General features: G+C 48.6%; 15 protein-coding genes. 5 read left to right on the top strand and 10 right to left on the bottom strand.

What is annotated here, in order from left to right; genetic code table 11:
- Positions 1-188: 188 nt before the first annotated feature.
- Both OI18_RS13935 and OI18_RS13930 read left to right on the top strand, forming a co-directional pair.
- Positions 189-848, top strand: coding sequence for a lytic transglycosylase domain-containing protein (locus OI18_RS13935; protein ID WP_205410047.1), 660 nt, complete (start codon positions 189-191; stop codon positions 846-848).
- Positions 835-2,736, top strand: coding sequence for an AAA domain-containing protein (locus OI18_RS13930; protein WP_039140690.1), 1,902 nt, complete (start codon positions 835-837; stop codon positions 2,734-2,736). Before OI18_RS13935 ends, OI18_RS13930 begins: the two co-directional genes overlap by 14 nt.
- 2 nt (positions 2,737-2,738) lie before the next feature.
- Here OI18_RS13930 and OI18_RS13925 read toward each other — a convergent pair whose 3' ends face one another.
- The 5 genes from OI18_RS13925 to OI18_RS13905 form a co-directional block, all read right to left on the bottom strand.
- The gene (locus OI18_RS13925; protein ID WP_039140687.1) at positions 2,739-3,818 is read right to left on the bottom strand and encodes a serine hydrolase domain-containing protein; all 1,080 of its coding nucleotides are present in this window, start codon (positions 3,816-3,818) and stop codon (positions 2,739-2,741) included.
- A 64-nt stretch (positions 3,819-3,882) separates the two neighbouring features.
- A complete protein-coding gene (locus OI18_RS13920) occupies positions 3,883-5,466 on the bottom strand; it encodes a DHA2 family efflux MFS transporter permease subunit (protein ID WP_039140684.1) in 1,584 nt (527 codons plus the stop codon).
- Between the two features lie 9 nt (positions 5,467-5,475).
- Positions 5,476-6,570, bottom strand: a complete 1,095-nt coding sequence (locus OI18_RS13915; protein ID WP_039140681.1) for an HlyD family secretion protein — start codon at positions 6,568-6,570, stop codon at positions 5,476-5,478.
- Between the two features lie 46 nt (positions 6,571-6,616).
- Positions 6,617-7,996: a TolC family protein gene (locus OI18_RS13910; protein WP_052273221.1), complete on the bottom strand. Its 1,380-nt coding sequence runs from the start codon at positions 7,994-7,996 to the stop codon at positions 6,617-6,619.
- A complete protein-coding gene (locus OI18_RS13905) occupies positions 7,993-8,682 on the bottom strand; it encodes a TetR/AcrR family transcriptional regulator (protein ID WP_052273220.1) in 690 nt (229 codons plus the stop codon). The genes OI18_RS13910 and OI18_RS13905 overlap by 4 nt, the downstream gene beginning before the upstream one ends.
- 340 nt (positions 8,683-9,022) lie before the next feature.
- Between OI18_RS13905 and OI18_RS13900 the strand changes: the two genes are divergently transcribed.
- Positions 9,023-9,394 (top strand): hypothetical protein, encoded by a 372-nt coding sequence (locus OI18_RS13900; protein ID WP_039140678.1) that lies wholly within the window; start codon positions 9,023-9,025, stop codon positions 9,392-9,394.
- On the opposite strand, the gene OI18_RS13895 is transcribed toward OI18_RS13900, so the two are convergent.
- The 4 genes from OI18_RS13895 to OI18_RS13880 form a co-directional block, all read right to left on the bottom strand.
- Complete coding sequence (locus OI18_RS13895; protein ID WP_039140677.1) at positions 9,378-9,602, bottom strand: DUF2905 domain-containing protein; 225 nt, start codon at positions 9,600-9,602, stop codon at positions 9,378-9,380. The two genes, OI18_RS13900 and OI18_RS13895, sit on opposite strands and share 17 nt — an antisense overlap.
- A 73-nt stretch (positions 9,603-9,675) precedes the next feature.
- On the bottom strand, positions 9,676-10,665 hold the full coding sequence (locus tag OI18_RS13890) for a type I glyceraldehyde-3-phosphate dehydrogenase (protein WP_039140674.1): 990 nt from the start codon (positions 10,663-10,665) through the stop codon (positions 9,676-9,678).
- Between the two features lie 32 nt (positions 10,666-10,697).
- The gene (locus tag OI18_RS13885) at positions 10,698-15,566 is read right to left on the bottom strand and encodes a PKD domain-containing protein (RefSeq protein ID WP_160290240.1); all 4,869 of its coding nucleotides are present in this window, start codon (positions 15,564-15,566) and stop codon (positions 10,698-10,700) included.
- Positions 15,567-15,690: 124 nt separating this feature from the next.
- Positions 15,691-17,145, bottom strand: coding sequence for a PQQ-dependent sugar dehydrogenase (locus OI18_RS13880; RefSeq protein ID WP_039140669.1), 1,455 nt, complete (start codon positions 17,143-17,145; stop codon positions 15,691-15,693).
- 94 nt (positions 17,146-17,239) lie between these two features.
- Here OI18_RS13880 and OI18_RS13875 point away from each other — a divergent pair, with 94 nt between their 5' ends.
- Positions 17,240-17,716: a hypothetical protein gene (locus tag OI18_RS13875; RefSeq protein ID WP_039140667.1), complete on the top strand. Its 477-nt coding sequence runs from the start codon at positions 17,240-17,242 to the stop codon at positions 17,714-17,716.
- Positions 17,717-17,722: 6 nt separating this feature from the next.
- On the opposite strand, the gene OI18_RS13870 is transcribed toward OI18_RS13875, so the two are convergent.
- A complete protein-coding gene (locus OI18_RS13870; protein WP_039140665.1) occupies positions 17,723-18,799 on the bottom strand; it encodes an acyltransferase family protein in 1,077 nt (358 codons plus the stop codon).
- A gap of 97 nt (positions 18,800-18,896) precedes the next feature.
- Here OI18_RS13870 and OI18_RS23835 point away from each other — a divergent pair, with 97 nt between their 5' ends.
- Positions 18,897-19,838 (top strand): alpha/beta fold hydrolase, encoded by a 942-nt coding sequence (locus OI18_RS23835; RefSeq protein ID WP_052273219.1) that lies wholly within the window; start codon positions 18,897-18,899, stop codon positions 19,836-19,838.
- Positions 19,839-19,866: the final 28 nt, after the last annotated feature.

The raw sequence follows: 19,866 nt of genomic DNA, 5'->3' as shown, positions 1-19,866 counted from the left end.
ATATCTTTACATCATTCAACTGACCACACAGTCCCGGTTTATTGAAAAACCTGTATCGTCGTACCCCCGGACAAGCTGTTGAGTCGCGCTCCAATATTCTATACAAACTCCCCCAATTTCCTCTGGCAGACTTGTTTCATTAATCCAAATCTTTGGGTCGGCATTGTATCATCTGTAAAATGAAAACAATGTTGAAAACTCAGATCTTCAGGATTCTACTTGCCGGAATTCTTGTACTGGCAATTTCTGCACCAGCAGGAAGCCACATGAACGCTGCAGCTTCACATTCTTTTTCTGATGAAGCCGTACGTACCCGTGAAATTTTCTCCTACGTTAACAGGTATATCGATAAGAACATCGAGAGCCTGGAAAAGATCCGCAAAAAGAACAAGAACACCTTTCGCATGATGGATGGCGTGTTCACGAAATACGACCTGCCGGTTGAGCTCAAATACCTGGCAGTGATCGAATCTGAACTGAAGTCCACTGCAGTGTCGCGTGTCGGCGCTGTAGGTACCTGGCAGCTGATGCCGGAAACCGCACGCATCCTCGGACTTAAGGTCACCGACAAATACGACGAAAGAACCCACACTTACAAAAGCACGAAAGCCGCAGCCATTTACCTGCGCGACCTGTATACCGAATTCAACGACTGGCTGCTGGTACTCGCGGCGTATAATTGCGGTCCCGGCCCCGTTTACAAAGCGATCCGTAAATCAGGCAGCCGCGATTTCTGGAAACTTCAAAACTACCTCCCACTCGAAAGCCGTACACATGTAAAGCGTTTCATCGCGACCCATTATTATTTCGAAGGTGCGGCAGTACCTTTGCAGAATGGCATATTTTAAAAGGCTGCTGGATCTGCTTGATACGGAACTGCAGGAAGACAGGCAAACGTATCGCGAACTGATTGAGCGTTCATCCGTACAGGAAAGAAAAGAGAACGGGCTGACCTGGTATCCCATTGCCATCCGGGATACGGAACTCGGTCGCGGCGATTATCTTATCGTTGAAGTTGAACGCACTACCAATACGGACATCATTCACCAGCTGCGGTTCGGCGCATCCGCAGCTTTATTTTCCCAGCACGATCCACAGAACGATCGCATTGAAGGCATCATCTCGCACCAGTCGGAGAACCGCCTGAAGCTGACCCTCAGGACCGACGAACTGCCCGACTGGTCAGACAATGGGAAGCTGGGAATCGACCTGCTGTTTGATGAGAACAGTTATGATGAAATGCGCGGGGCGCTGCGACAGGCGTCGGCACAGATGGACAAAGGCCAGGAAGGAAAGCTCGTTCGCATACTCACGGGAGAAGACCGGCCTTCCTTTCAACAGGGATGGAAACCTTTGCCTTTTCCCAGCCTCAACGAATCGCAGCAGCATGCCGTGAACATGATCCTTTCTTCCAATGAGCTGGGTATAGTTCACGGTCCGCCGGGAACCGGCAAGACCACCACTTTAGTCCAGGCAATCAAAGCCCTGTACCAACAGGATGAGTCGCCGGTACTTGTAGTGGCCCCAAGCAATACAGCCGTTGACCTGCTGAGTGAAAAATTAGATGCACAGGGATTGAATGTAGTTCGCGTTGGTAATCCTGCGCGTGTATCCGAACACCTCATGGAACTGACGATCGACAGCCGGATGTCTGCCCACAGCAGCATGAAAGAAGTGAAAAAGCTGAAGAAGCAGGCAAGTGAATACCGCAACCTGGCGCACCGTTACAAGCGAAACTTCGGTAAGGCGGAACGCGACCAGCGCAAGGCGCTTTTCGACGAGGCGCGTAAGATCCTGAAAGACGTCGAATCAACAGAACAGTATATCCTCGATGATATTCTACGGAAAGCACAGGTAATAACAGCAACACTTGTCGGCGCGAATCATTATACAGTCCGGAACCTTCGCTACAAAACAGTTGTACTTGATGAAGCAGCGCAGGCACTCGAACCCGCCTGCTGGATTCCCATTCTAAAAGCACAACGGGTGATCATGGCGGGTGACCACCAGCAACTTGCGCCCACGATCAAATCTGATGAAGCCGCCAAAGCGGGGCTGGCACACACCCTGTTCGAAAAATGTGTGGCCATGTACCCTGAAGCTGTTACCATGCTGGAAGAACAATACCGCATGAACAACGAGATCATGGGCTATTCCTCCGAGGTATTTTACGATGGCAAACTGAAGGCACATGCTTCGGTGGCGACGCACCGGTTGCTCGCAGGCGACAAGCCATTAGTCTTTATTGATACTGCCGGCTGCGGCTATGAAGAAAAAACATTAGGAACCAGTACCTCCAACCCTGAAGAAGCCGCACTGGTAATGCGTCACGCGGAACTATTGCTCACAGAGATCATTTCGGCTAATGGTAGCAGTGAGCTGCCTTCGGTGGGAATAATCTCCCCTTACAAACAACAGGTCGAAACACTGAAGGACCAGTGGATTCACACGCCCATGGCTAAGTCTTATGGTGGTCCGGTATCAGTGAATACAATCGACAGTTTCCAGGGACAGGAGCGCGACGTGATCTATATCAGCATGACCCGTAGCAACCCGGATAGCAGGATCGGATTCCTCTCCGAGATCCGTCGGATGAATGTGGCCATGACCCGTGCGCGGAAGAAGTTAGTAGTGATCGGTGATAGTGCTACCTTATCGCAGTCGCCATTCTATGCCGGTTTCATTAAATATGCGGAAGATAATGATGCATATCAGAGTGCGTGGGAGTTTATGTAACTCTATCGCACAATCTTCACAGCTATTTCTGCAGCGAAATCATCGAGGCTTGTCGTACCCGTATTGCTGAGGATAATAATAGTGGAACCGTCTTCGAGAATATGAAATAACATTCCCTGGGCGCCCATAATTTGCCCGGGCCTCTTTATTATCTTGTACATCTTATTATTGATCCCGTAATTTTCGTACACCCATACGCCATAGCCATACTCGCCAAGGCCGGAAACAAACATTTTATCCAGCGATTCCTGCTTTAACAGCTTAAGCCCGAAAAGTGCCCGGGTGAACAACGAAAGATCGTTTACGGTTGAGTACATCGAACCTGCCGCATACCAGTTCTCCGAATAAACCGGAAGATCGGGCACCAGTTTTTTGATGTCGTCGCGGTAGAAGTAAGTGTCAGCCAGCCCCGCCGTTATCTCATGCTGGTATAAAGGCCCTGAGTTTTTCATTTGCAATGGCTGCAGAATATTTTCCTTTACAACCTGTTCATAGGGCTTGCCGGAAATTTTCTCTATGATCTTCCCCAGTATAATATACTCCGCATTATTATAGTCAAAAGCTTTACCGGGTGTATTTACAAGCCTGCCGCTGCAGAACCGGGTCAGCAATTCTTCACTGGTTATTGGTTGCTGGTAAACCGGTAAACCATTTTTCAAAGCGCTTTCTACAGACGTTACGGTATCCATATTGGCTATCCCCGAAGTGTGGTTCAATAGCTGGTGTACCGTCACCTTATCAACTCCTTCGCCCTTATAACCCGGTAAATAGTTACCGATTGTCTTATTGATATCAAGTTTTCCCTGCTCAGATAATTGCATCACCAGGACAGACGTAAACAATTTTGTTATAGAAGCGATCTTATATTTCGTTTCAAGCGTATTGGGAACTTTAAACTGGAAGTTGGCGTAACCGAAACTCTTGTTATACGTTATTTTGCCCTTCTGTTCAATCAGCACCGTTCCATTGAAAATGTTTTTGTTCGCAAATGAATCAATAAACCGGGCAGCCGGTGACGATTGAGCGAAAAGACAGTTGATCTGTATAAGGAAAACAATGGCGACTGCGGCGGTTTTTTTCATATGAAAACTATTGCTTCCCGTTAGACGGACTGACCCGGCAGAAGGTTACAGCCAAATACCAATTTTAGTGTCCACCCGCAGCTGCAGCGAGATCTTCCTTACTGGCCTTCTTGGTGCGAATCATCAGCACAAAGGGAACGCAGATCAGGAACAACAACCCAAGGTACAGGAACACATCCATATACGAAAGCACACTCGCCTGCTTGAGTACCGACAGCTCCATCATCTTGTTCGCACTACCAACCGCCTGGTCGTGGGGCATTCCGCTCATGGAGAATTTGCTAATCAGTCCATTCAGCTTCTGCTGGTAAAGCGGGTTATCGGCGGTGTAGTTTTCGATCAGGTTGGCGCGGTATGATTGTCCCTGGCGCGACATGAAAGTCGTGATCAGCGCGATCCCGAAGGAACCACCCAACTGCCGCATCATACCCGTGAAGGCGGCTCCCTGCCCTATCTGCTGGCCTTTGAGGGTGGACAGCGACATGGTTGTGATAGGGATGAAAAGCATCCCCATCCCGATACCGCGGACGATCAGCATCCAGAAGAAATTATCCTCGGCAGTATCTGGTGTAAGGATCTTATATCCCCAGAAACTGTATACGAAAAAGAGAAACATGCCACAGGCAACCAGCAGTGGCTGGCTGACTCCTTTCTGCAGCAGGCGACCTATTATCGGCATCATGAAAGCGGTGGTGAGCGCCGCAGGCACCATCAGCATTCCCGCCTGCTGGGCGGTCCACCCCAGCGTACTCTGGGTGTAAAGCGGAACAATAAACGTAGATCCATAGAGCCCGAAGCCCATGATAAACGACAGGATCGTGCCGATGCGCAGGTTGCCATTTTTCAGCACGCGCAATTCCACGATTGGATTATCATAGGTAAGTTCGCGCCAGATGAAAAAGAAGAACCCGAACACTGCCACAATCGTCATGATAACGATAGACGTATTGTTGAACCAGTCTTCTTCCTGTCCACGCTCCAGTACATATTGAAGCGAACCCACAAATGCCATCAGCAGCACGATACCGAGGTAATCGATCTGCGATGCTGATTTCTTCTCAGCATACTTCGGACTACGAACAAACTCAAAAATGAAGAGTGCAGCAATTATGCCGATCGGGATATTGATGTAGAAGATATACGGCCAGGAGAAATTGGTAACGATATAACCTCCGAGCGGCGGACCCAAAGTTGGCCCGATGATCACACCCAGTCCATAAATAGCCTGCGCCATCCCGCGCTTTTCAGGCGGATAACTTTCTGTGATGATGGTTTGTGAAGTTACCAGCAATGCACCGCCACCGAGTCCCTGCACAAAGCGGAAGAACACCAGTTCCCAGATATTGGTGGCATTACCGCAGAGGAAAGAACAGATGGTAAAGATGATCACCGACGCGGCATAATAGTTCCGCCGGCCGAACTGCTGCGAAAACCAGCTGGTCATCGGAACCACGATCACGTTCCCGATCGCGTAGGCGGTGATCACCCAGCTTACCTCGCTCAGCGTTGCCCCGAGGTTCCCCTTCATATCGTTGAGGGCAACGTTAACGATCGTGGTATCCACGATCTCGAGGAGCGCACACATAATGGCCGTGATGGTAATGACTACCCGCCGGCTTCCATATTCGATCAATGATTCCTGTTGCATGCGTTGTGATTAGTTTACTTCATCGAGATGAACATCAACAAAGACATTCATACCCGGACGTAACCTGGCGAGGACTTCCTTACCCGTAGTGAATTCGATTTTAACCGGCAGGCGCTGTACTACTTTTACGAAGTTGCCGCTTGAATTATCGGGTGGCAGGAGGGAGAACCTTGAACCAGTTGCCGGCGAGAAAGAAGTTACTTTTCCTTCGAACTCACGGCCCGGGAAGGCATCGATAAAAATGACTACTTTTTGTCCCTCTACCATTTTATTGATCTGCGTTTCCTTGAAGTTGGCGATCACCCACGGCGTTGTGCCTTGTACCAGTGAAAACAATGACTGACCGGCCAGCACAAATTGTCCGACGTGTACGTTTACTTTCGACACCATTCCATCCTGCGCAGCGGTAATAACAGTATACGATAAGTTGAGCTCCGCATTATCGCGGTCTGCCTTCTTCTGGCGGACATTCGCATTGGAAACATTCACCTGCTTTGAAGTGGCATGACTTTGCGAAGCAGTTGCCTGGGTCTGACGAATCGCAGCTTTCTTCTGCTCTTCCAGTACTTTCAGTTGCTTCTCAGCGGTTTGACGCGCTGCATCAGCCTGTTCAAACTGCTGTTGCGTGATGCTATGATCAGCGATCAGGTTCTGGTAGCGCTTGTAATCTTCCGTAGCGCGCCAAACGTTTACCCTTGCCGCTTCGATCTGCGCATCGATAGTAGCCACATTAGCCTGCACTGTTGCCACATTCGCCTGTGAAGCTACCGTGCTTGCCTGTGCCTGGTCGAGAGATTGCTCTGCAGAAAGGATAGCAGCTTCAGCCTGCTCCAGTTTGATTTTGAAGTCGCGGTCGTCGAGGATCACCAGGGTATCGCCTTTCTTCACGGGCTGGTTGTCTTTTACGCGCACTTCAGTCACATAGCCGCTAACGCGGGGAATAACTGGAGTAATATCTGCTTCCACCTGCGCATCATCGGTTTCTTCGTGGTGTTGGGCGTGGATATATTTGGTTAATCCAAAAGCACCACCGCCCAGTACGAGTGCTGCAAAAACAATGATAAAGCGGAGATTCAGTTTCTTTTTATTTGTAGGTTGTTCCATGATTGGTCGATAAGTGAATAAGTCAATAGGTGAATAAGTGAATGGGTTATGGGGTTGACCGGAAGTGATCGGTTATTACTCCTGCTGTTCTTTCGAGGTTGTAATAGCTGATGGCAGCGTCGGCTTTGGCCATTTCATACTCGAGGTTGGCGCGAAGGCGTGCAACGTTGGCATCGAGCAGGTCGGTTGTCGTTGCAAGACTATTGCTGAACTTGTTATGAACAATACGATAGTTCTCATTCGACTGTTCCACTGCCTGCTCAAGAACTGCGATCTTTTTTCCTGAGAGAATCGCTTCCTGGTAATCGTGGTTCAATTGCAGTCGAACCTGGTCGTTCAGTTGCGCGCCCATCACCTGCACCTGCTGTCTCCGCGCTTCAGCAGCCGCCACCTTCGATTTGGTCTTCCAAAGTGAGGAAATACTGTAATGGATGCCTGCACCGGCATTTACCGCATTTGTGATGGTCAGGAAACCGGGAATGTCTGCTGCGAAATATCCTGCGGTTACGGAAACGGAAGGATAGTAATCAGATTTTGATTGTTTGATCTGCGAAGCGGAAGCCTTCTCACGCTCACGGACAGCCGCAACATCCTTCCGGTGCGTAAGGCTGAGTGATTCCCATTCTTCCAATGATTTGCCTGCGGCCAGGGCAGCAGGTTTTTCAATAGGTTTTATTATCGTGCCGGACGGTAGTCCGAGTTGAACATCTAAATTAACATTGGCGAGGTCCCGGTCTTTCTGCGCTTCAAGTAACGCAAGCTGGAGATTGGATGCTTCCAGTTCGGCTTTGAGCAGGTCGTTGCGGGCAAGCAGGCCGTTCTTCTCCATATTCCTGAAATCCTTCACCCGCTCCTGCGATTCTTCCAGGTTCTTTTCCACTACGGTAATAGCCGCATCTGCCTTGTAAAGATTATAATATGCGGCAATGGTGTTCTGGATAATGCCATCCGTATCATTGGCAGCATCGAGCTTTGCAGCTTCTGAGAGAAAACGGGCGCTTTCGATACCTGATTTGATCCGGTAACCGGCAAATACGGGTTGGCTTACATTAAGCATGCCATAGATAGCTTTGTTCACGTTTACCGGCTCCTGGGCGTTACCGTTTCCGCTCCCATTGCTCCCTTTCGTTTTCATGTCGATTGTCGGCTTCGCAAGCCAGAGGGCAGAACCGCTGACTGCCGCATCGGGAAGCCGGCCATCTTTTGCCTGTTGCAGCAGGGCGTTTGCTTCATCGATCTTAGCGCTGGCAAGCCTTAGCTGTTTGCTTGACTGGAGGCCGAGTTCAACTGCCTGTGTGAGACCAAGCGGCATGGAATCCTTCGACAGCAACTGTGGTGATACCATGGAAGGACCCTGTGCTTGTACGAATATGCCATTGAATAAAAGAGACAGGAATAAAATTCGCTTTAATATAATTGATTTCATTTTTTGCTGTTGATCAGTTCTTGTTGTGGAATAGGTTCCTTACGGGTCAGGGCTGAATAAATCAGGTGCAGCATATGACGCTTCAGGTCGTCGCCGATCTTTTTCCAGAAGACCTCGTCCTTCTGCCCGGCTTTGCCGTATGAACTGCGTACTGTATCACAATTGGTAGCTACGCTGATGAGTGTTCCGAATAAAGTGTGCATCATCAGGTGCACGTCTATTGAAGACACGAACTCTCCCTGCTCCTGCCCCTGCGCGATCAACAGGTTCATCAGTTCAAGGTTCCGCTTTTTCGTTTCGGAAATAAGCTTGCTGATTTCCTTCACTTCCTTTACGGCCGTTTCCCGGGACAGGATCTGGTAAAAGCTGGGGTTGGCTACCATTTTATCGACGTAGTTGTTCACAAGGATCTCGAGCTTCTGTAATGGCGTCAGGGTCTTGTTTTCGAGCAGTCCCTGCAACAAAACCTGCCCTGCTTCCATCCGCTGAACGAAAAGCGCTTCGAGCAGCTTTTCCTTGGAGCCGAAATAGTAGGAGATCATAGCCACGTTAACATGGGATGCAGCAGCTATCTCCCTTACGGAGGTAGCGGCATAACCCTTTTCCGAAAGCAGTTTTTCCGTCGCCGCGAGAATGGCGACCTGCTTCTCGTTATACCTGGTCTCTTTAGTGCTGTTATTTTCCATTTGCAACCCAAAACTAAACGATCGTTTAAATTAATCAAACATTTGTTTAATAATTAGCCGATCGGGGTATTGGTTTAGCTGAGGAGGACATTCCAGGCAGGTTCTGTCCAGCTTCGGCCGACGATGAAAACCAGTATTTCCAGGCTGGCACCATAGCCTTAATTAAGCAAATTCTGTATAAGTTGATAGGGTTTTGATAGGGTTTTGATAGGGTTTTAGTAGGGTTTTGATAGGGTTAAATGCCTATTAATATCCTTCTAATGCCCAATTAATAATCTATCAAGTAGTTGAAATAACACTTTTTTTATATATTTTTAATTGCTAACCTAATATCCCGCATATGGCAGCATCAAGTAAAACCGCACTTTTCAAGGATTACACGGGCAAAATCAATAACCAATTTGTTTTGAAGCGTTATGGTGATAAAAGCGTAATCTGCCGGCTTCCGAAAAAGAACAAGCGCAAAGAGCGCACACCAAATCAATTGGAGAACAACATGGTCATGAAAATGGCCAACAATTGCGCCAAGGCCCTTATAAAAGATCCGGCACGAAGAGACGCCGCACTGCTAAAGCTCAATGTCACGCGCAATAAATTGTATACTTCCTTGGTCAGTCTTTATTTTCAACAGGCTAAAGCAGCCAAAGAAAACAACAAACCCTACCCGGGAAAGTTAATCCTCCCAGGCAACGAGGTTACCACAAACGGTTGATCAACCTGATAATGATTGTAATGATGACACTGAAGATGATCATCGTTGTCAAAGGAAAATAAAATCGGAAATTCTCGCGCTCTACGCGAATATCACCAGGCAGCCTTCCGATCCAGTGCAGCTTGTCATGGAAGAAATAAATGACGATTCCTGCGAGCGCAATCAGCAGCCCCACCACAATCACCATTTTGCCCGTTTGCGGAGTCATACTGCAAATTTACTCACCCGTCGGGAACCACCCGTCGGGTCTCACCCGTCGGGTGAAGGACCGTGTAAACACCCTATTTTAGGATGGGTTTCCAGTAGTTCAGCCAGTCGATCATGCGACTTGTGTACCCGTATTCGTTATCGAACCAGGCAATCAGTTTAACCTGGCGACCGACAACCGAAGTGAGACTGCCGTCTATTATGGCAGAGTGCGTGTTGCCTTTAATATCTGCAGACACCAGTGGATCTTCAGTATAAGCCAGCACTTCACGGAAGGTCGACGAAGCGGCATTCTTGAACAACTGGTTAATCTCGGCCGCAGTCGTGTTCATCGACATCTGGGCCGTCACGTCGACCAGCGCACCATTGGTAACCGGTACCCGAATCGAAAGCGTTCCGATTTTATCTTTCAGCGGAAACAACCGCTCCAGGGAGTGTACAAGGTCTATTTCCACCGGAATTATCGACTCGGCAGCAGCACGACCGCGACGGAACTGTTTGTGGGAAGTATCGACAAGCTCCTGGCGGGAAGTGTAGGAATGCAGGATATTAAAATGAACCGATTCTATACCAATCGACTGCAGGAGGTAAATGATATGTGTAGAGCAATTGGTCATGCATCCGCCAGGTGAAACGATATCAATGTTGTCTTTCAGCTGGTGCTGGTTGAAACCGTAAATCAACAATGGAATATCCGGAGAGCCGGTAGTGGAGAGAAGGACTTTGCGCGCGCCTGACTTAAGGTGTTCGGAAGCGCCTGCCATCGTGGTGTAACGTCCCGAACATTCCAGCACAACATCCACATTCCATCCACCCCAGTTGATATTGGCTGGATTTTCTTCCTGGAATGTAGCGACGATCTTATCTCCTGTTACGAGTGAACCTTCATCCAGTGTCAACTCGCCGGCAAAAGGCCCGAACAGTGAATCGTACTTCAGCAGGTAAAGCAGGTTGTCGGCCGGCATGATATCGTTCACCGCCACGAGCTCGATCCCGGGATAATGTACCAGTCTCCTGAATAGCAGTCTCCCGATCCTTCCCATTCCATTAATCGCTATCCGCATGCAAATAAATTTGCCGCAAATATCTGACAAAGTCAACGAACAATGATCAAAGTGCCTTTCCTGGTGAAGAGCTCGCCGCTGTCGCAGATCAATTCAACAAAATAGACATAGGTGCCACCAGGTGCCGGGTTACCTTTAATGGTTCCATCCCAGCCCGCCTGCCTGTCGCCCACCTGGTAATTGTTGCGCTCATACACGACATCTCCCATCCTGCTATAAATCTTAAGGCTCTTAACCTCTTTTATCCCGCGACCAAGGATATTAAAGCGGTCATTGTTTCCATCGGAATTCGGTGAAAAAGCGTTGGGAATGGAAACATTTTCTGAACAAACCAACCGGATGCTTACATCGTCCTTCGCTTCACAACCATACTGGTTCCGCACGGTAACTGTATAAGTGGTATGGTCGCGCGGAGCAGCAACAGGCGAAGGGCAATTCGTGCAACCGAGACTGCCACGTGGCGTCCAGTTCCAATTCACCACGTCACTGCTTCCGATAGCAAAAAGCTGGACCTTTTCACCGGTTGACAGTTGTAGATCCTTACCAGCGTCAACAGTGGGAAGATCACGCACCACCACTTCAATATCCGCTGTATCTGAAAAGCATTGGTAGGCATCGTAACCCACAACACGGTAAATAACCGACTCGGATGGTGAGGCAACGGGCTTGTCGCTTGTGGAGTTACTGAGTCCTTCACCGAGGATCCAGCTATAGGAATGCGCGCCGCTAACCGGCAGCTGAACGGAAAATCCGCGGCACAGGAAAGTATCAGCGGGAACAGCAATCTCAAACGGCCTGGCAACTGTTACGAAAGTTGAATCGGTATTTACACAGCCGAAGCTGTTGGTCACGGTCACAAAGTAATTCGTACTGAACTGCGGTGAAGCCATCGGGTTGGAAGACGATGTACTGCTTAAACCTGTCGACGGCGTCCATGCATATACGTTACCACCTTCTGCATTCAGCTGCACTGCGTTACCCAGGCAAATAGCAGGTTGCTGCGGCTGCAGGTTGGTCACCGGCCTCGGGTTTACCTGCAGGGCAGTGAATGCAGTATCCGAACAACCGTTCTGTGAAAGAATGGTGCGAACTGAATACAAACCTGCAACCAGGTATTGCACGGCGGCAGGATCCTGCAGCGAAGAAACACTTCCATTCCCAAAATCCCAGGCCCACTGCTGGTCGCCCGTGGCATCAGCAGTTGCGGTATAAATCACTGAACCAGATTCGCAAACCTGCGGTGGACCAGCTACCGTCGCGTTCGTTTTGCGTACAACCTTAACAGGCTTTTCCACTTCCGCCACACAGCCATAAGGAGAAGTTACTTTAAGCTTCGTCGTATAATCGCCGACAGTATTGTAGTAAAAATCAGGGGAAGCCAACGACGAACCATCATTATATCCAGACAACCATTCATATTGAAGGGTAAGCTGGAGCTCATCCGCAGCAAGACTCTGAATAACAGGACTGAAATGCACCCACCCTGAATCACACACCTGCCCGGGTGAAAAATCAAAAACTGCCTCAAGCCTGTCGATCACGATCTTATCATCGATGCGTGAAGTTCCCGCACACCCTGAACCATCTTTCAGGATCAGCGCAGGCTGGTAGATGCCTGCAGTCTTGTAACTGTGAACAGAGAATGTGTCGGTGGTCTGCAACAGCGTACCATCACCAAAATCCCAGGTGAAAGAAGTTGCATTGCGCACTTTGGCACTTAATGTAACAGAAAGCGAAGTACACCCGGATAATGTATCAGCGGATAAGATCGCATATGGCCCTTTGATCTCGATAGGCACTTTGATGGAATCCACCGCGCCATTTAACCCGTATGCATATAGTGTAACATTATAAATGCCGGGATTCTCGTAGGTGGTCGAGACGTTATTGTTATTGCCCGCGATCTTACCATTTCCAAAATCCCATGCAATTGAAACAGCATTATCTGACGTGTTGGTGAACCGCGCTACAACGGGCGGACAACTATTATTATTTATATAGGAAGTAGTATACGTGAAGCCGGCGGTTACATCTTTGATGTGCACCAGTTTTGTTATTGAATCAACGCAACCTGTCGCCGGATCTTTCACTTTAAGCTTAACTGTATCCGTACCAACATTACCATAGAATTTGTAGGCATAAGAGTCATTGCTGGTTGTGCCGTCATCAAACGTCCATGTATACTGGTTTTGCCAATTATAAGGGAAGCTGTTTGAGTTGTTATAAAAATAGACGGTGTTGTTTGGCATCACCCTTTCCGGCGAGAAATAAAAGTCTGCCTTGGGACCATAAATACTTACCAGTTTTGAATACGTGTCTGTGCTTGAAAAACAACCCTCTGCATCGGTTACCTTCAACTGTGCATAATAGTTACCTGGAGTTGCATACTTGTGCTCAATGGGTTTTCCTTCATTTAAAGCCTGCGACTGTCCATCCCCGAATATCCATTCCCATTTAACAATGGCTACATTATTCCGGGCAACGGAAGCTTCTGTAAACTCTGCAGGCGACTGGTAACAAACCTTGTCTTTGCTTAGATCAAATGCCGCTATGGGACCGCGGATCTTCAATGGAAGCAGGTTGGTAGTATCCGGGCAGCCAAAGTTGTAAGATGTAATGATCACGCGCAGGTTTTCCTTCGACGCATCAAAACTGCCATAGCGACCGTTGAAAGTAGTGGTCCAGGTTTGTTCAGGTAGTTGATTGTATCCTGAATAATCGGTACCGTCACCATACTGGAGTTTTGTTACATAGTAATGGGTTCCGTAATAATTCCAGGGGGAAGGCAACGGGTTGTTCTCCATGCCGGTTACCTTGATGCTGAGTTGCCCGTTTGCACAAATTTCCGACGAGGTGGAAGACAAAACCGGAGACTGTTTCAGCAACACGGATGCAAAGATGGAGTCCCGGACAGAGCAGGAACCATTGGTAATGGTAAGAACCGCTTTAAAGCTTCCGGTTTTGGTATAGGTATGTTTGATTGCTAATTCTTCAGTGAGCAATTTTACTGCTGGTGTACCATCACCAAAATCCCATGTCCAGGTCTCGGCCTGCCGGCTTTGCTGGGTGAATGTGACTTCCCCTCTTGTGTTTTCACAGGTATTCTGGAAGGATGAGATCTTAGGGAAGCCGGGCATCACTTTGATGTAGTTGCTCCTGGTTATGGTGTCGCTGCAATTGCCATTGGAAGCAACCAGCATCACCGTATAGTCGCCGTCCTGCTGGTATTGGTGCACAGGATTTGACCAGTTGTCCTGCCCCCAGAAATTGTCACCATAAAACCATTGCCACTGCGTTACAACTCCCTTCGATTTATCCTGGAATTGGACCGGTGTGTTACCACATACTGTAGTGTTTGTGGCGGTAAAATCAGCTTCCGGTCTTTTATAAACATAAATGGGATAAGTAGCGGTGCCTTTACATCCGCCTTTCGTGGTGTAGTTCAGGGTAACATTGAAACTACCTTCCCGGTTGTAAGTATGCTCAGGTTGGGCTTCGCTGGAATTTGTGTTATCGCCGAAGTTCCATTTGAAATCGGTGATCTCTTCTGAACTGTATGTAGTGAACCCGGGTGTGAGGCCGATACAACCTGAGCTGTTCCCCGACCTGAGGATAATGCGGACTTCGGGTTTATAAATATTGAGATACTGCGAGGTACTACCAGTGCAACCATCCGCATTGGTGACTGTGAGAGTGATCCACCTGACTCCGTCCGAGTTGAATGTATATGAAGGTTCCTTTGTCGTTGCAGAAGCGCCGTCGAAGCTCCACTGCCACTTGGTGGCTCCCGTAGTTGTATCGCGGAAGTTGATCTTTACCGGTGCTCCGCAAACACCATTCATGTCGGCAACAAAGCCATTAACCTGCGGTGATTTTTTCACTACCACATCTTTGGTAACGGTTTGGGTACAGGTTCCATAATTGGCAGTAAGCGTGAGTTTGCGCGCGCCGGTCTGGTAAAAGGTAAAGTTGGCGTCGCTGCCACCGTACGAATAGGTACTGGAGCCATCATCCGCCATCCAGTTGCTGTATTGAGGTTCCGGTGAACTTTTATTGGTGATCCTGATTGTATTGTTATTGCAGATCGTTGCGGGAAGGGTAAAATCGGTGGTAAAGTTCGCCACGCTGATGGTGGTGGGCTGACTGGTCGAAACGCAGCCGTCAGCATTCTTTGTGGTGAGTTTGACCTGGTAGTTTCCCTTCTTGCTGTACACGTATGAAGGGTCTTTGTCGGTGACTGTATTGCCATCGCCCATATCCCAGCTATACGTCAAGGTTCCGGGACCGGAACTCGTATTGCTGAGCCTTACTGCATCGGTCAGGTTACAGACCGCAGGGGTAATCGCCGTTAACGATGCCTGCAAGGTGGGCATGATCTCAATGAGGGAAGGCTTCTCGAGTGTCTTCGAACAGCCATTACTGTTAGTAACAGTCAGGCTGACCGATGCTTTCTGCGCATTGTTATAAGTATGGGAGATGGTTTTGTACTGGCTTCCCTGTTCGAGGCCGCCATCGCCGAAGTCCCACACGTAATTCGAAATGTTACCGTCGCCGGATGTGGAACTGCTGGTAAATTTAACAGCGAGCGAAGCACAACCTTTGGTGACATCAGTGGTGAAGTCGACCGTAGGTTTCTTATACACCGTAACCTGGAGTGATTTGGTGCTTGTCTGTCCACCGTCCTTTGCCGTAAGGGTGACTGTAAATACTTTCTCTTCGGTATAGGTGGCACCCGGATTGGTGAGCGTGGAAGTATTACCGTTACCGAAAGTCCAGGAATAAGTTGTTGACCCGGAACCACCGGTCGTTTTATTGGTGAAAATAACTGCGTGCGGTGCGCAACCGCCGGCTTTATCAATAGTAAAATCCGCTTTCAACTGGCTATGGGCCTGTACGGACAAGACCAAAAGAAAGGCACATAACAGTAGGTACTGTACGCGGAAAGGGCAGTTAAGTCGGGGCATCTGGGTTCGGGGGCTGTAGGCGCCAAGATAGCAACAGAAGTCAAAAGTTAAAAGTCAAAAATCAAAATTTAACCCGTGCCTCCTTCACTTCTTCCGGCGTGATGGGTGTTGCCTGGTTGTTCCAGGAATGGCGGACCTGGCTGATTATGGTGGCCAGCTCTTTATCGGAGAGGAAATGAAATGCAGGCATCTGGCCTTTACCGGTAAGGATCAAACGAACCAGGGTTTGTTTATTTCCCAGCACCACGGCATTGGATTTCAGTGCAGGGTAAATACCTGGAAGGCCCGCCCCGTCTGCTTTGTGGCAGGATGCGCAGTACATGGAGTAAAGGTCTGCCGGCGCCGAAGTTGTGATCGTTTTTGCCGCGACTTTGCCTTTCCCTGCTGCAGAAAGTTTAATAATTCGATCGTCCTGTTGTTTGGGAAAACCGGTGGAAGGGTTCCAGTCGCGGTTGCTGGTTGACAGGTACACATCACCGCCAGGGGAAACACAGATATCGCGTATGCGTCCCAGCACATCTTTAAGAAGTACCAGTTCTTTGACGATATCTTGTTGGGCACTATCGAGCTGGAGCACGCGAAAACTTTGATCTTTCAGGCTGGCAAGCAGCAGGCAGTTGTTCCACTCCGGGATCCTGGTTGAATGGTAGTAGTCGAGCCCGGAAGGGGCAATGGTTGGAGTCCAGGATTTTTTAGGCGGGAGGAATGGGTTGTTTGTTTTCTCTTCAGGCCGATCGGCATAGCCCTGGATGATCGGCCAGCCATAGTTCTGTCCTGGCCTGATAAGATTCACTTCATCATCGGTTGCGTCACCATGTTCCGAGGTAAAGATGTTGCCCTTTAGAGTTGATGCGATGCCCTGGATATTGCGGAAACCCCAGGCCCACACGGGGCTGCCGGGTATCGGGTTATCGGCGGGAATTGTGCCATCGGCATTGAACCGGAGGATCTTGCCGTTAAGTGAGTTTTTGTCCTGTGCGTTTTTGCCGTTGAAAATATCACCGGTTGACCAAAGCAGTGAGCCGTCAGGTGCAAATGCTACCCGGGAGCCGTTGTGGCCAATGCCACCCGGAATTTCCAGCAAAAGTTTCGGATCGACCAGGGTGTCATTATTCAACCGGAAGCGGACCAACCTGCTACGAATGCTGGTATCCCTTTTTATGGTGTAATCCATGTACGCATAGATGTCGCCGTTTTCAAATTTGCGTACTGCCATTCCCAGCAATCCCATTGTACGTTCGCGATGAACTCCAGGTATGGTCAGCAACAACTGCTTCTTTCCGGATTCGGGGTCAATCCTGCTGACAGTGCCGCTTTGTTCCGTGAACCATACCCGGTTATCCGGTCCCCAGGTAATTTCCCATGGAACGTTCAGCTGCGAGTCAATAGTTTGTACGCTTAGCAGCGTACTATCGAGTTGTAATGAGAACAGTGGTTCTACGCGATATTCAATTTGCTTCCTGGATGAACAACTCACCAGGCAAAGAAAAAACAGCAGGTAGACCAAAGACTTCATACAGGCTCAATAACTGAATAAATATCAATAATCGCAAACTTCGATTAAATTAGGTGATAGTAGATATGCTACCTGAATTGCAGACCAAAAAAATATGCTGGCAAACCTAAGTTCAAAAATATCAGGCAAACCCTACAAGCTATTTTTAGTTACCGCAATTCTGCTATTCGCCTATTCGTTCATCGACTCTGAAAAAAGCTTTGACTTCCACCTGTACGATACATACTATATTATTTCAAATTCGCTTTTTATCCAGGCAATAGGAACTGCCCTTTTACTGCTCTGGACCGCCTATGAACTCCTGGGTAATACATTATGGAAGCGAAGCCTGGCCTGGTTTCATATATTAGTTACCCTGTTCATCCTGATTATATTTCTCCAGTCAAATCTTTGGGGTCACAAACTTACCCCTTCTATAGAAGAAGATTTCTCATATGAAGATTTTCAAGCCGTAAAGGCAAGGGAATCAAAAATCATGTTGTCGTTAGTTGTCCTTTTCCTGGCTGGACAACTTGCTTTTATTTTGAACATTTTCGTTGGCGTAGCCAGGAAGCTTCTGGAAAACAGGTAACACTATTTACCGCCGTGCATTCAAAAATTTCCTCACCGGCTCGTCATAAAATTTCATCACCAACCATGCAGCAATAATCATCAGCAAGGTACCGGAAACGATTACAAGTGCCAGTTCACCAGTCTCGGGTTTATGTGCAGCGAGATAATTACCAAACATCCAGATCAGGGCGTAGTGGGTCATATATAAGGGATAGGAAATCCTGCCAGAGAAATTGCAGACCTTCTTCAATGCCGGGGAAAGCAGCGAGCCGGCGCCGAGGGAAACTACCAGTGGAAAGAAAAACAATACGGTGGCAGTTTCCGTGAGCCAGCTCCATTTGCCGAAGGGCACCAGGAAGGCAGCTGTCAGTAATAAGGAAAGACCGATGAACCCAAGCCTGTTCCGGATGATCCAGTTGGAGCGGTAGATCAGTAGTCCGGCCATGAAAGAATAGGAAATGCGGGCCCCGCCATCCCAGAAGGTATCTTTACTCCATCCTCCCAACAGGTTTCCGGAACGGAATGATACGTAGCATAAGGCTGCAGCGGCTACCAGGGTTAAACCGATCAATACTTTACGACTCACCCGCACAAGTACAAACGCATAGAATATGTTCGCCACATATTCCCAGAACAGGGACCATGACGGCGCATTCAGGCTGAACAGGTTAAAGGAACGTTCAGTCATCACCGGGTAAGGAATCAACAATACAGAAGTGAGGAACAGGAGAAAAATGCTGCCCCCGCTGTAGGGCGAAGCGTGATCTGCGAAAGGATCGACCAACAATGCAAGGAGTCCAAGTACTGAACCAAGTATCACTAACGGGTGCAGCCGGATCAGCCTCGACTTAAAGAATTCCTTCAGTCCCATTTTTGAAATGCGGTCGTCGTATGCGTAACCGATCACAAAGCCCGACAAACAGAAGAAGAAGTCAACCGCGAGAAATCCATGCGCAATGAAGTTCTTACTGAAATCAGTAAACACCCATTCCATATAATGAAATACCACGATCGCCAGTGCGGCAACACCCCGGAGTCCGTCAAGAATCTCAAAATGTTGCTTTGTCTTCAGGATCTCCGGAGTCAGTTTTTCGCTGTTCATAAGGACGCAACATTAGCCATTTTATCTTAAATCGTACCTTTAAATGCAACCCGCTGAAAGCCAGCTCTGATCCGGCCGGAATCAAAACTGTTGCATCATGAAAAAGTCATATACTTTTCTTGCCATCCTGCTGTTCCTGTTCATCCAGCCAGCATGTAAAGACAGCAGTAAAACCACCGCGACACTCCCAGGACCCGCAACTGCCGTTAAAAGCGTATGGATCAACGGCGACAGCATCCACTATATCGAACAGGGACAGGGCAGCCCGATTATTTTTGTTCATGGTACACTTGGCGATTACCGGGCGTGGCAGGGGCAAATGGACACTTTTTCCCGGCAGCACCGGGTAATTGCTTATAGCCGCCGTTATGCCTACCCGAACAACCAGGGGGTATCTGATGCTGCCGATTACTCGATCGTTCCACATGCAAGCGACCTGGCAGAATTTATCAAAGCACTGAACATTGGGCCGGTTCACCTGGCTGGACATTCCTACGGGGCATTCACCATCCTGGCAACAGCAATTAATCACCCGGAGCTGGTAAGCAGTCTTACCCTCGGCGAACCACCCGTTACTTCATTGCTGAAGTTAACAGCTACCGGCGACTCGATCTACAAACAGTTTGTTGATGGAACGCTCAACCGCGCAAAAGAATCGTATGGCAAAAACGACACGTCAGGATCCTTGGCTGTTTTCATTACAGGCGTCATCGGTGACAGTCTTTTTTATTCAAAAATCCCGCCGGCGGACCAGGCCTCGATGAAGATGAACATGATTGAATACCAGGGAATACTCAACAAGCAGGACTTCTCCCCTGCACTAACCTGTGATGAGCTCAAGAAAATAACTGTGCCGGTATTGATCCTGCAGGGCGAGCGTACCCCTGCTTTCTTCTCAGCGATAAACACTGAACTGGATCGTTGCCTGACAAACAAATCGCTGATCATTTTGCCGAACAGCTCCCATGGACTCCAGGCAGAAAATCCTTCCGGCTATAACAAAATTGTTCTTGAATTCATAAACAAGCATTCCAATTAACCGTTAACTTATTGACTTATTCACTTAT

The sequence above is a fragment of the Flavihumibacter solisilvae genome (assembly GCF_000814475.1).
GTDB classification, from domain to species: domain Bacteria; phylum Bacteroidota; class Bacteroidia; order Chitinophagales; family Chitinophagaceae; genus Flavihumibacter; species Flavihumibacter solisilvae.
The sequence above is the reverse complement of the archived record's forward strand: the minus strand, read 5'-3'. Positions and strand labels throughout refer to the sequence as shown.

What these genes read in the sequence shown, in the direction of transcription:
- OI18_RS13935 (WP_205410047.1), top strand. Translation starts at nt 189, where the DNA reads ATGTTGAAAACTCAGATCTTCAGGATTCTACTTGCCGGAATTCTTGTA.
- OI18_RS13930 (WP_039140690.1), top strand. Translation starts at nt 835, where the DNA reads ATGGCATATTTTAAAAGGCTGCTGGATCTGCTTGATACGGAACTGCAG.
- OI18_RS13925 (WP_039140687.1), bottom strand. Translation starts at nt 3,818, where the DNA reads ATGAAAAAAACCGCCGCAGTCGCCATTGTTTTCCTTATACAGATCAAC.
- OI18_RS13920 (WP_039140684.1), bottom strand. Translation starts at nt 5,466, where the DNA reads ATGCAACAGGAATCATTGATCGAATATGGAAGCCGGCGGGTAGTCATT.
- OI18_RS13915 (WP_039140681.1), bottom strand. Translation starts at nt 6,570, where the DNA reads ATGGAACAACCTACAAATAAAAAGAAACTGAATCTCCGCTTTATCATT.
- OI18_RS13910 (WP_052273221.1), bottom strand. Translation starts at nt 7,996, where the DNA reads ATGAAATCAATTATATTAAAGCGAATTTTATTCCTGTCTCTTTTATTC.
- OI18_RS13905 (WP_052273220.1), bottom strand. Translation starts at nt 8,682, where the DNA reads ATGGAAAATAACAGCACTAAAGAGACCAGGTATAACGAGAAGCAGGTC.
- OI18_RS13900 (WP_039140678.1), top strand. Translation starts at nt 9,023, where the DNA reads ATGGCAGCATCAAGTAAAACCGCACTTTTCAAGGATTACACGGGCAAA.
- OI18_RS13895 (WP_039140677.1), bottom strand. Translation starts at nt 9,602, where the DNA reads ATGACTCCGCAAACGGGCAAAATGGTGATTGTGGTGGGGCTGCTGATT.
- OI18_RS13890 (WP_039140674.1), bottom strand. Translation starts at nt 10,665, where the DNA reads ATGCGGATAGCGATTAATGGAATGGGAAGGATCGGGAGACTGCTATTC.
- OI18_RS13880 (WP_039140669.1), bottom strand. Translation starts at nt 17,145, where the DNA reads ATGAAGTCTTTGGTCTACCTGCTGTTTTTTCTTTGCCTGGTGAGTTGT.
- OI18_RS13875 (WP_039140667.1), top strand. Translation starts at nt 17,240, where the DNA reads ATGCTGGCAAACCTAAGTTCAAAAATATCAGGCAAACCCTACAAGCTA.
- OI18_RS13870 (WP_039140665.1), bottom strand. Translation starts at nt 18,799, where the DNA reads ATGAACAGCGAAAAACTGACTCCGGAGATCCTGAAGACAAAGCAACAT.
- OI18_RS23835 (WP_052273219.1), top strand. Translation starts at nt 18,897, where the DNA reads ATGAAAAAGTCATATACTTTTCTTGCCATCCTGCTGTTCCTGTTCATC.